Source organism: Microcoleus sp. Pol1C5 (assembly GCF_036701115.1).
Classification (GTDB): Bacteria; Cyanobacteriota; Cyanobacteriia; order Cyanobacteriales; family Microcoleaceae; genus Microcoleus.
Genome location: NZ_JAUBQE010000062.1, coordinates 31,617 through 42,728, shown reverse-complemented (window position 1 = coordinate 42,728; position 11,112 = coordinate 31,617). Strand labels below are relative to the sequence as shown.

Annotated in this window: 8 protein-coding genes and 1 pseudogene; 3 read left to right on the top strand and 6 right to left on the bottom strand. The window is 45.9% G+C overall.

Annotated elements, in window-relative coordinates; genetic code table 11:
• Positions 1 to 103 precede the first annotated feature (103 nt).
• Entirely contained in the window at positions 104 to 340 is a 237-nt protein-coding gene (locus tag QUA23_RS26700) for a hypothetical protein (RefSeq protein WP_333078843.1), read from the top strand.
• Between the two features lie 42 nt (positions 341 to 382).
• On the opposite strand, the gene QUA23_RS26695 is transcribed toward QUA23_RS26700, so the two are convergent.
• The 4 genes from QUA23_RS26695 to QUA23_RS26680 all read right to left on the bottom strand — a co-directional run bounded on the left by QUA23_RS26695 (position 383) and on the right by QUA23_RS26680 (position 3,734).
• Positions 383 to 2,263: a DUF4209 domain-containing protein gene (locus QUA23_RS26695; protein ID WP_333078844.1), complete on the bottom strand. Its 1,881-nt coding sequence runs from the start codon at positions 2,261 to 2,263 to the stop codon at positions 383 to 385.
• A 368-nt stretch (positions 2,264 to 2,631) separates the two neighbouring features.
• A complete protein-coding gene (locus QUA23_RS26690; RefSeq protein WP_333078845.1) occupies positions 2,632 to 2,841 on the bottom strand; it encodes a hypothetical protein in 210 nt (69 codons plus the stop codon).
• A gap of 97 nt (positions 2,842 to 2,938) precedes the next feature.
• Positions 2,939 to 3,436, bottom strand: a complete 498-nt coding sequence (locus QUA23_RS26685) for a DUF393 domain-containing protein (RefSeq protein WP_333078846.1) — start codon at positions 3,434 to 3,436, stop codon at positions 2,939 to 2,941.
• Between the two features lie 13 nt (positions 3,437 to 3,449).
• A complete protein-coding gene (locus QUA23_RS26680) occupies positions 3,450 to 3,734 on the bottom strand; it encodes a hypothetical protein (RefSeq protein ID WP_333078847.1) in 285 nt (94 codons plus the stop codon).
• Between the two features lie 50 nt (positions 3,735 to 3,784).
• On the opposite strand from QUA23_RS26680, the pseudogene gltX reads away from it, so the two are divergent.
• Together gltX and QUA23_RS26670 are read left to right on the top strand one after the other, a co-directional pair.
• Positions 3,785 to 5,209: pseudogene (gltX, locus tag QUA23_RS26675) on the top strand (glutamate--tRNA ligase); the annotation flags it as partial.
• A 420-nt stretch (positions 5,210 to 5,629) separates the two neighbouring features.
• Positions 5,630 to 6,064, top strand: coding sequence for a CAAD domain-containing protein (locus QUA23_RS26670; protein WP_333078877.1), 435 nt, complete (start codon positions 5,630 to 5,632; stop codon positions 6,062 to 6,064).
• Between the two features lie 99 nt (positions 6,065 to 6,163).
• On the opposite strand, the gene QUA23_RS26665 is transcribed toward QUA23_RS26670, so the two are convergent.
• On the bottom strand, positions 6,164 to 9,820 hold the full coding sequence (locus QUA23_RS26665; RefSeq protein WP_333078848.1) for a CHAT domain-containing tetratricopeptide repeat protein: 3,657 nt from the start codon (positions 9,818 to 9,820) through the stop codon (positions 6,164 to 6,166).
• A gap of 40 nt (positions 9,821 to 9,860) precedes the next feature.
• On the bottom strand, positions 9,861 to 11,090 hold the full coding sequence (locus QUA23_RS26660) for a transposase (RefSeq protein WP_333078849.1): 1,230 nt from the start codon (positions 11,088 to 11,090) through the stop codon (positions 9,861 to 9,863).
• Positions 11,091 to 11,112 lie beyond the last annotated feature (22 nt).

Below are 11,112 nucleotides of genomic sequence, written 5' to 3'. Positions count from 1 at the left end.
AGCTAAAGATTCCATCCTGTTTTGAATAATGTTTTTGGCTCTTGATCGCTACATCATACATAAATTCAGCAACGCCTCTTATTGATTATAAATCAATGGGTAGTTGAACATTTCACTACTCAATACATGGGTAGACATACGGAAGTCTCTCGATATCATCTCAAATCAGGTGACATCTGGAGACTTTCCGTATGTCATCCGCTTACAGGGAGATATGCAGAAACTTTCTGTAGAATTTAGTTTTTATGCTGCTGATTCCTCGGTGGGACGCGACCAAGACCCTATCTGTTGGTCTTCAGAGTTAAGTTGGCATGATATTCTTGGTGGGGTGTTACTTTGAGATTGGTGGTGCGATTGCAGCAGTAGTATCACTCTATCTCTATCATTGATCTTCATTCTCAACCCATTGTCTGTAAGTTGGTACGAGGAGACACAAGTACAGCGTTAACCACCAGAGATAGGCTAGTTGTGGTGTAAAGAATTGATTGTGAGTAAATAAGCCATGACAAATCTCATTTCTGAGATTAGAACCCATTCGTTCAACGAGTAAACCCTTGAGAGTAAAAATTATATTTTCATTCAAAACCTGCTTTAAATCAGGCAAATCGAGAACTTTATTGAGAGTGTAATCATCCTGAATCATGGCAGAAGTGAGATGGGACGTAATAAAGTCGTTTTGCTTCAAAATATGACGCAAGGAGTTTTCTAGCTGTGGAATTAATAGATGTGCCGCAATTACTGGATCTCCCTGTAAGCCAGCTAATAAACCTCTTGCATAAAGAGGTTCACGCCCTTTTGGAATAAATGGATTCTCAACAACGACAAAAGATAAATCTTCCAAATGCACATTATGCTCATAACAAATTTGATTGCAAGCAGGAACAATAAAATTTAGCGCATACCAGCACTGATAGAAAGTAGCGATTCTAAACATTGAATTCTCTAAACTATCTTCGCCATCTCCACTAATAGCTTTTGTTTTTCCCTCTTCATCTATAAAAGCTGTTGGAATTAAATGAAAACTTTTCTCTGCTTTTGCTTCTACCTGAATATCTGCCCGCTCCCGAATTAGCTTGCGTCCAAATGCCAGAGAGTACAGGGCATCACGTAATGGCTTACCTCGCACAATATCTCTTGCTACTTTTTGCATTTCATGGTCATCAAAACTCTCGGGTTTAGCAATAGGAATAGTAACCATTATAGACATTCCTTCTCTCTGGTTATCAAGCATTTGTTTGTGTAATTCTTGTATGCGGTCGGAGGTATATTGTTTTTTTCCAAAGGTATCTTCAATCTTCCTGAAGACTGCGATTGCATTTTTAAGTCTCCCAGCAGCTACCATGTAGGAATTAGGCTCATTTCTAACTAATGCCTGTTGAGCATACCAAACCTCAACTTCTGCAATATACAATCTTGCATTACGTTCAGCCTCTTTATCATTAACTATCTTGTACCACTCGCTTTCTATCTGGCGGTACGCTATCTTCTGAAAAAAAGCTTTATGGTAGTCTTGAAATTTTTCTGCAAAAACTGCCTTCTGAGCGGCAACCGCTGCATACTTTGCTGCATAGCTTGGAAGGTTGTTACTCTTAATAACACTGAGGCTTTTCCTTAAATCCTCCTGAAGTACCTGCATTGCACTACCTGTTATAAACTCATCTTCTACAACTGCATAACGATCTATAAGTTGCTCAATGTGAGAAATAACTATGCAGCGCATTTCTGTACAGTTCTTCCCATCAACTAGAGGGGCTAATTGTGCTGCTCGCTGTAGCCTTTCATGGCAAGTTTTCTGATTTTCTGTGTTTTCAAGATTTTTAGCAGCTTGAAGATATGACTCTACAGCCACTTTAGCCATCTGAATTGGTCTACTCCTTTCTGGATCTCGTTTACAAATCCAGAGGATATCAGCTATTCTTGCCCGCATTTCGGGATCGATTACCGTTAAAACTAACTCTCTTAACAAAGCGAGTTGATCGTCGGATAAAACCCCTAACATAGTCTCTGGTAAAATAGTCTCTTCTAAAGTAGAGGTACTATTCAATCCAAAAGGCTCCATGAAAACAGAGGTAATTTCACTCAAAAATTTGAAAATTTCTTGCCCTAGCGTGTCACCAGATAATTCATAGGCTTTGGCTTTCGCTTGAAATTTATCGTAGTAATTCCAGCATTGCTTAGGGTTTACTTTGTCTAGTATCTCTGTCCATTGATACCTCTCAAAGTCTTCTGCATTCAACAATGGGACAGCCTTAAATTGTGACATAGCGTAGGTTGTCAGTTATTGATTAAAGTTAAAGATAATCTATCTAGCTTACTTTTTGTAGTGCATTGTAATATATAATTTGAGTCCGCGTTAGCGATCACAGCGGACTGACCCAAGCCTTTGGTAGAGTTCCAAAAGTTATGTGCCGCCACTTATCTTGGTCGTTGTACCACCTGAGTTATCGGTGAGGGTGTAGTACAAGGTGATCCGTAAAGCCTTAAAGTTAAGCCAGCGTGAGGTTGTAGCCGATTCTCCCCCCACCCCCATCAACGACTCCTAACATTTATCCCCCTTTCCTACAACTTTCCTCACAAGTTCCCCACAATCTTTGCCTATAATTAAATTTAAAGATCTATTCGCAGCAGCGCTTAAAGGTGCGAGGAAATAAAGGGTCGCGCTATCTGATATGTCAAAACCAGGGCGATGGGCACGAGAATCGGAATCGCAACTAGCAGTCCCCATTTGCCAAACCTAAGTTTTTGACCGTCGGATTTGAACAGGAAAATCACAGCGGCAATTCCCATAAGTATCCAGAGACCACCGAAGCCCATGAAGACTGTATAGCCTGCATCTTGCATTTTTTTTGACCTTTAATAGTAGTCCATATTTAATGTTAGTTGCACTCTGTTTCTGCTGACATCTTCTGATAGACCGATCGCACATACCAAATATGACTCATTTCGAGTTTGGTCGGCAGCGGCCCTGACTTTCGCACTCGATCCGCTGAGTTCGATCGCTCATAATAGTTGCTAAATCCGGCCTTCCCGTCAGCTTCAGCCGCCAGTCTGCCCAAATTCCGTACAGCCAATTGGCGATCGCCCCGAGCACTGGTAACTTAGTAACTGCATAAATCCATCCCATACCTAAAATCTCGTAGGTGCGACGAAAAACCTCCACATTTTTAATTGCCGTACCGTCGGGTAATATCGCATGAATCCGACCCATGGCCGTTTCGTAGTCGATTCCGCCGTGGGTCTTCGGGTTGTAGCCATCATCCGCGATATCCACAAACGACACTAAACCTCGCCCCGCATCGCGTTTTTTCAAGAAATTAACCTCCCGCACGCACAGAGGACATTCACCGTCGTACAGTAACTCAATCTGCCAAGCAGGCGCAGCAGACTCGGGTGAGGGCGCAACAGATTCGGAAAACTCGGTTTTAGCAGCAGACATAGGGAAATATATTTTAATTTCGTCGATCGCACACAAACATTTTACAAGCATCAATAGTTATCAGGTGCGCCTTGGGTACTCCTAAAGCAGTTATTTGTGGTGTGAAAAATAGTCCCAAAGGTGAATCCAGTCTGGGCCACCCGCAAGCTAATATCATCAAGATGCCCTCTCCTGCCTTGCCGGAGACTTTCGCCCGATCGCCCGATAGTCGAATATCAAACAAATCGAGGCAAAGCACCTGCCAAGCACAACTGTTAATTCGGCAACAAAATATAATAAAATTTGAAGTCTTAAACATCAGCTATTCCCCCAACCCGTAAATCGCCCAATCTAAAAGCAAAAATCTACATGAATGTCAGAGTCCGTCTAGCGCCCAGTCCCACCGGAAACCTACACATCGGTACCGCCAGAACCGCCGTATTTAACTGGCTGTTTGCCCGCAACCAAGGCGGAAAATTCATCCTGCGGGTAGAAGACACAGACGTAGAACGTTCTAAAAGCGAATACACCGATAACATCCTCGAAGGACTCACCTGGCTGGGTATGGAGTGGGACGAAGGCCCGAGTTTTCAGTCACAGCGTCTGGAAATATACCGCCGAGCAGTCCAAACCCTTTTAGACAATGGACTCGCCTACCGCTGCTACACCACGTCGGAAGAACTCGACGAAATGCGGGAAGCACAAAAAGCCAACAAACAAGCCCCCCGCTACGACAACCGACACCGCAACTTGACAAGCAAAGAGCGCGCAGCTTTTGAAGGCGAAGGGCGACAAGCTGTGATTCGGTTTATCATCGACGACGATCGCACGATCGCGTGGAACGACATGGTACGCGACACCGTAACCTGGAAAGGTAGCGACCTCGGCGGCGATATGGTAATTGCCCGTGCATCCAGCGGCGGCGTCATCGGCCAACCACTCTACAACCTCGCCGTAGTTGTCGATGACATCGACATGGGCATCACCCACGTCATCCGCGGCGAAGATCACATCGGCAATACTCCCAAACAAATATTGCTCTACGAAGCTTTGGGCGCGACAATCCCAGAATTTGGCCACACGCCGCTGATTTTAAACTCCCAAGGGCAAAAGCTTTCTAAACGCGACGGCGTAACCTCGATTTCTGACTTCAAAGATATGGGCTACCTGCCCGAAGCTTTAGTTAATTACATGACTTTGCTCGGTTGGACTCCGCCGGATTCAACGCAGGAAATATTTACACTGTCGGAAGCAGCAGAATTATTTACATTCTATCGAGTCAACAAAGCTGGTGCAAAATTTGATTGGGATAAACTCAATTGGCTAAACAGTCAATACCTGCACAAAATGCCAGTGCCGCAATTGACAGATTTGCTGATACCTTATTGGTGGCAGAAAGGCGGTTATGAGTTTGACTTGGAGGCCGATCGCCCCTGGCTCGAACAAATAGCTGCTTTAATCGGCCCGAGTCTCGTTCGCTTAACCGATGCTGTGGATATGTGTAAGGTATTCTTCTCCACCACGGTGGAATACGAAGAAGAAGCACTCGCACAGTTGCAGCAAACAGGGGCTGCACAGGCTTTACAAGCAGTTGTAGAAGCTATGGAAAGTCATTCGTCCCTGACAGCAGCGGAAGCTCAGAAAATCACTAAAAAGCTCAGTAAAGAGAAAAATCTTAACAAAGGGCTAATTATGCGATCGCTCAGAGCAGCTCTGACAGGTGCAATGCACGGCCCCGACCTGATAGAATCTTGGGTAATCCTTCACCAGCGAGGAACGGCTAAAACCCGTTTGCTTGATGCCATTAGCAACTTGAATGGGCCTGCTGTTGGTGTCGCGGACGAAACTCCTACCCCAGAACAACCACACGCAGAAATAGTCGCCGAAAGTTCTGCTACAGAACAGTCAGCAGTGGAGGTTTCAAAAGTCGAAACACCGACTCTTGAAACAGTCGAAACCCCGGTTGTTGAACCATCAGCAGCAGAGGTTTCAGAAGTGGAAAAACTTGCGATCGAAACAGTCGAAACGCCGACTGTCGAACAAGCAGTGGAAGTTACAGCAGTCGAAATACCGACTTCAGAAACAGGCGAAGTGTCGGCTCTTGAACCAACCGACGGGGAGGTTGCAGCAGTCGAAATACCGGCTCTTGAAACAGTCGCAGCAGCAGTTGAAATACCTGCCGCCAACCAGCAAAAAACTATTGCGAGTGGAGAAATGACTTCATCAAACGAACCAGAAACAACCGTTATCATTACCGAAATTCCTGCCGGAAGTGAAGCAGACAGTTCCAGCGATACCACAAAAGTCATAATTACCGACGAAACACCAAGTCAGACCCAGCAGATCAAAGAACAAATTATCGCAATTTTGTCTGAGTTTCCCGCTTACATCGGCAGCTTTTACGAACAGTACAAAAGTCCCCTGACTGTTATCGGTGTAATTGTAGCCTCGATTGTCTCTTTGAAAGTGCTTTTGGGCGTAATAGACGAACTCAACGACATCCCCCTTTTAGCACCCACATTTGAGCTAATTGGTATCGGATACACCGTGTGGTTTGTCTACCGCTATTTGCTGCGATCGTCCAACAGGCAACAATTAGGTCAAGAAATTCAAGCCTTGAAAGAACAAATTTTCGGCAAAAAATCCTAAACTTTTGCTGTAATTTGTTGAATTTTTACCCGAAACTGACAATTTTAAATAAGTTGTCAGTTTCGGGTTTTTAAATGACTAATCACTAATAACTAATCACTAAACCCCAGCCGCAGTAAAAGCCGCCCAATAATAAGGATTGGCAAAAGGATAGGGTTTGCGGTTGCGAATTTGCTGCAAAGAAGCCTCCGCAATCAGGCGAGAACTTTGAGAAAGCCGATCGAACATTTGCGAAATTTGAGGTTGAAAATCCGCCAGCAACACCTCCAATTCCTCGCCAGTCAAATCCCGCAGCCACCTTTGAGCGTCTCCCAGCGCGGTCGCCACATCTCCCACCTGCAACCGAGAAAACCGTCCCAGATTTTCATAAAACTTGCTTGTCAGCAGCAGCGTAGAAACATCGTTCACCTTCCAAAGACTGCTAACCACACTAGAGGTGCCAGCATACAACAAACCCGCCGACAAACCCACAAAATCTCCTCCAGCACCGCTAACTCCGCCGGCGGCAATTTCGCAACCCGATAAAGTAACTAAAAAATATTGCCGCAAATCCAGATTAAAAATTTCCTCTAAACTCAGAGAATCATTCCTCAAAAACACGGCGGATTTCAGAGGCCAAGCCAAATTAAGCAAACTCAAACAAGCAAAATGAGCGCATTTTTTCTGCGGCAACTGCCCTATTTGCTGAGGCAAATTCCCATTATTAGCAGACATTTCTTTGGAAAAAGCCTCTTTAATTGCCGGCTTATGGCGCACAACTTCTGTACTTGCAAAATACTGGGAAATATTGCCGATTTCAATGTTGCTGTAGAACGCATCTCTGGTGAAAGTTGGGATTGCTAAAAGGTGCTGCAAACCGGGTCTGTACCGACCGATAGCCGCTCCGCGTGCACTTTGTCTCAACAGCAATAGCTGACAGCTAGGAGCATAGCGAATTCCTCCGGCAAATCGATCGCTCAAATAAGCAGCAGGCGCTGCAACCTCGCTAAAAGACGAACTTTGAGAAAAATCCGAAAGGCTGTAGGTTTCCACATCAAAACCGCTGCGATCGCTCCACCCAGACCTAAATATTCCCCCACCCTCCTCAAACCCGTCTCTCCCCGCCAAAGGCAAAGCGTGGAGTGGCAAAGCGTGCAAAAATCGGTGCGGCACAAAAATCAGCCGATCGCAATTCTCCGGAATCAGCGCCACCACTCGATCGATTTCCAGTATCGCAGCCAAGCGTTTGAGGCGAGCCGGGAGATGATTGATCCAGCGACCTTTTTGTTCAGAATAAGCGCTGAGGTACTCCTGGGCCCAAGTTTCGGCAGCCAAAGCATTTTGCGGGGAACACAGGTGAACGGTGGGATATTGTGCACTCTTTACCACCACAAAAGCAACCAGCAACTCCCCCAAACTCGCCCACGCCACAGCAGCGCAATTGTCATCAGGCAACAATTGGCGAATTTGCTCGAAAGCGATCGGTTCAACTTTGTGAGCTAGGCTGAAGAAAGGATCGTTTGCCTGCACCTCCCGCGCAATCAACCTATCAAACTGCTTCCACAATTGATTTAAGTGCATGAAGTCCGAGTTCGGCATCAGAGAACCGCTGTTCAAACCTTGGCTATCGCCCTCAGAAATCAAGGTCGTGTTCGTCTCAGGTTCTCCCTGTTCTTGGTGCCGCTGTTCCCCCGCTATTTCCAGTCGCAGCGACTCCAACTCGCTTCGCACCGCTGCAGGAATTTCGGCTTTCGGAGTCAAGTGGCATTTAACCAGCATTTCTACCAAATTCCGATTTTTGTGGCGTTCAGCGTATTCCAGAGCCTTAGCGTAATATTCAGGTTGGCTAGCGCCGAGTTCCAAGCAAACTTGCACCAGGCATTTATAGAGTCCCGCCCAAGTGCGGGTTAATTTGACTTTTTCGGTACTCGTCCGATCGCCAAAATCGACTGTATCAGCCCCAACTTCGCAACGCAAAAATTCCACAGTATCGACAGCAGCAGTAAAAACCCCGTAGGCGCGAAGCAAGTCGCCTCGAACTCGGTAAGCTTGACCCAAATAAAATAAAATTTCAGCCCAGCGGTGGGGATAGGTTTCGCGAGTGTAGACTTGACAGGCGCTGTGATAGCAGCCGATCGCGCTTTCCATGTGGGACAAGTTTTCCGCCTCCGTCAGTTGCGAATAAGCCCTGCCGAGATAAATTTGCAGCATTGCCCAGCGGTTGGGATATGCCTGCTTGGTGTAGACTTCGGCCGCATTTTGATAGCAGGCGATCGCGCTTTTGAGGTTGCGGTTTTTTTCCCCTTTCACGTGTTCGCAGAAAGCGCGGCCGAGGTAGGCACACAGCATTGCCCAGCGTTCTGGAGATTTTTGGCGGTTGCAAAACAGCAAAGCATTTTGATAGCAGGCGATCGCCATTTCCATATTTTCGGCTTTTTCCCCTTTCACCCGCCGACTGTAGATCCTACCGAGGTAAGTTTGGATCGAAGCCCAGGCTTCGGGAAACTTGATGCGGGTGTAGACTTGTAAAGCATTTTGATAGCAGGCGATCGCCATTTCCAAATTTTCCACCGGATCGCCTTTGATGCGATCGACAAACACCCGGCCCAAATTCCTTTGAGTCGTCGCCCACTGCTGGGGAAAAGCTTCCCGAGTCCGCACCTGCAAAGCTCTCTGATAGCACGTAACCGCGTATTCGAGATTTTCAGCTCGGTTGCCCCGCAGCAACTCGCAGTAAGCATTTGCCAAATTATTTTGAGTTGTAGCCCAACGCCGGGGAAACACCTTGCGGTTGTAGACTTGCAAAGCATTCTGGTAGCAAGCGACTGCCAGTTCCAGATTTTGGGCTTTGTCGCCCCGCAGCCGGCGGCTGTAAGCACGGCCGAGATTGTTTTGAGTGCTCGCCCACTCTTCCCCGAAAGTTTCGCGGGTGCGAACTCGCAGCGCGTTTTGATAGCAGGCGATCGCGTGTTCTAGATTGTCTGCCAGATCTCCCCTGAGACGCTCGCTGTAAGCGTTGCCTAGATTGTTTTGCAGCGTCGCCCACTGTTCCGGGTACTGTTCGGGCGTGCGTACTTGTAGGGCATTTTCAAAGCAAGCGATCGCCTGTTCGATATTTTGAGCCTTATCACCTTTGGGGCGATCGCTATAAGCGTTGCCCAGATTGTTTTGCATCACCGCCCATTCTTGGGGAAAGTCTTTGCGGGTAAACACCTTAGCAACTGTTTCGTAACCGGCAATTTCGATTTCCAAGTTGTGAGCTTTGCTGCCGAGGGGAAAGCGCCCTATTTTGTTGCTCAGATTGCCGATTAACGCTGCAATGCGCCTCGTCTCGGATTCTTTGGCTGCAGGGAGCACCAAAGTGGCCCAGTGGCGCAGCAGTTGTGCGAAATTCTGGTCGAGTTTGTCTAAATTGTTTCTCAGAAGCGAGTACAGGTGCTGCGTATCAGCGCCGCGCGCCACTGCCTGCAATACTTCAGCTAAAAAAGCCAGATAGGCTGCCCCGGTTGCGGGCAATTTATAATTCCCTTTTGCAGATTCTAAGGGTGCGATCGCCCTTTGGAAAAATTTTGCAGCTTTCAGCAAGCTTTCTCGCGTCAGTACCACTTCTTCCAAATAAAGCGTTTGCACGAACCCAAAGTCGATCGACTTTGGGTTCGTCCTCAAAATCAAATCTATTCCTGAGTCCCCAGGATTTTCCAGCAGCGCTTGGAGCATATTAAAATCAGTTTTGCGACGCTGTTCGTCCATCGTGCATTCCGCCAAACTATTAACCATAGGAGCGCTGCTTCCGTGCAACCAAGTGAACTACCCACCGCTAAATCGTAGTACCGAATATAGTAGGGGCTTCTGTACTCATAGGCGAGTGCCTTAGCTTAGACTTTCGTCGCAGCTTGGGTCTTACCTCGCATCCTAAAGCCGAAATGGCTGAACCTTCCGCCTTTAGTATTTTGATACCTTCTGCTTTCATATTTATCCCTGCTTTCTTCTCGCGAGCGCGAGCGGTAGCACAGTGAGGACAAGTCCCTTCCCTCATGTCTAATGGCATCTCGGTCATTTGATAGAAACAATTAGAACAGAGTTTAGAACTGGAAACCCCTCTATCAATCTCGACTAAGTTCCCGCCTTTGCGTTCCAACTTGTAGGCTAAGAAGTTTGTAAAACTTCTCAAAACCTCATCCGATCTTGCTTTCGTCAAATTTTGATTGCTAATCCCGTTCCAGAAATGAAAGTTTTCTACTATGACCGCGAGGCGATCGCTGACCAACTTATAACTAAGTTTATGTAGAAAATCTTGCCACCCATTCCTAAACCTTTCGCATACCTTGGCAACAGCTTTTCTATATTTGTCTTCACAATTACTTCTTTTCTGCTGGCTTGTAAACTTTGGCTGCTTGGGCTTCAAGTTCTTCTCGTGCTTGGCAAAATGCTTAGCATAAAAGTCGTCATATTTAGATACTTTTTCATCATCGGGGACAATAGCAAAGTATTTCAATACTAAATCACTACCCGCAATCCTACCTTCTTTTGTTCTCTGGTTCTCAGCTTTGATTTCAGTCAGTATAGATGCCCGATATTTCCCTGAATATTTTTTACTAATAATTGAAGTCTGAATTTTACCATCAATTAATCTATATCTCTTTATTTCTTTCGGAGTCATTCTCCTATAATTTAAAATTATAATACACACAAATTTAACGTTTTTAGGATACTGAAATAACAGTTTTTTAGCTTGATATGGTAACTTATAAAACCCAGCCATTTCATCAAAAAACTTTTTGTATGCAGTCGTTAAGTTGAGCGTAGCAGCTTGCCCAAATTTGCTGTAATACTGACTTAACCCTACACTTCCATCGGATTTTTTGAGAGCAGGCAAAAGTGTGTTGAGGCCGGAGCAGCCACGTCCTTTACCAGTTTTTTTATAAACTTCAATTGATTTATTTAGATCGTAATTAGACCACCAACGCGCACCCCCAAAAGTTGAAGCTACTTGTATTTGTTGATTTTGGGTAGGATACAAACGAACTTGGATAGCCTTGTGTAGCAATCAACATCACCTCCTTAATTCT

Bases quoted from the DNA above. Each gene is read 5' to 3' on its own strand.
- QUA23_RS26695 (WP_333078844.1), bottom strand. From the start codon at position 2,263: ATGTCACAATTTAAGGCTGTCCCATTGTTGAATGCAGAAGACTTTGAG.
- QUA23_RS26665 (WP_333078848.1), bottom strand. From the start codon at position 9,820: ATGGTTAATAGTTTGGCGGAATGCACGATGGACGAACAGCGTCGCAAA.
- QUA23_RS26685 (WP_333078846.1), bottom strand. From the start codon at position 3,436: ATGTCTGCTGCTAAAACCGAGTTTTCCGAATCTGTTGCGCCCTCACCC.
- QUA23_RS26670 (WP_333078877.1), top strand. From the start codon at position 5,630: ATGACTTCATCAAACGAACCAGAAACAACCGTTATCATTACCGAAATT.
- QUA23_RS26690 (WP_333078845.1), bottom strand. From the start codon at position 2,841: ATGCAAGATGCAGGCTATACAGTCTTCATGGGCTTCGGTGGTCTCTGG.
- QUA23_RS26680 (WP_333078847.1), bottom strand. From the start codon at position 3,734: ATGTTTAAGACTTCAAATTTTATTATATTTTGTTGCCGAATTAACAGT.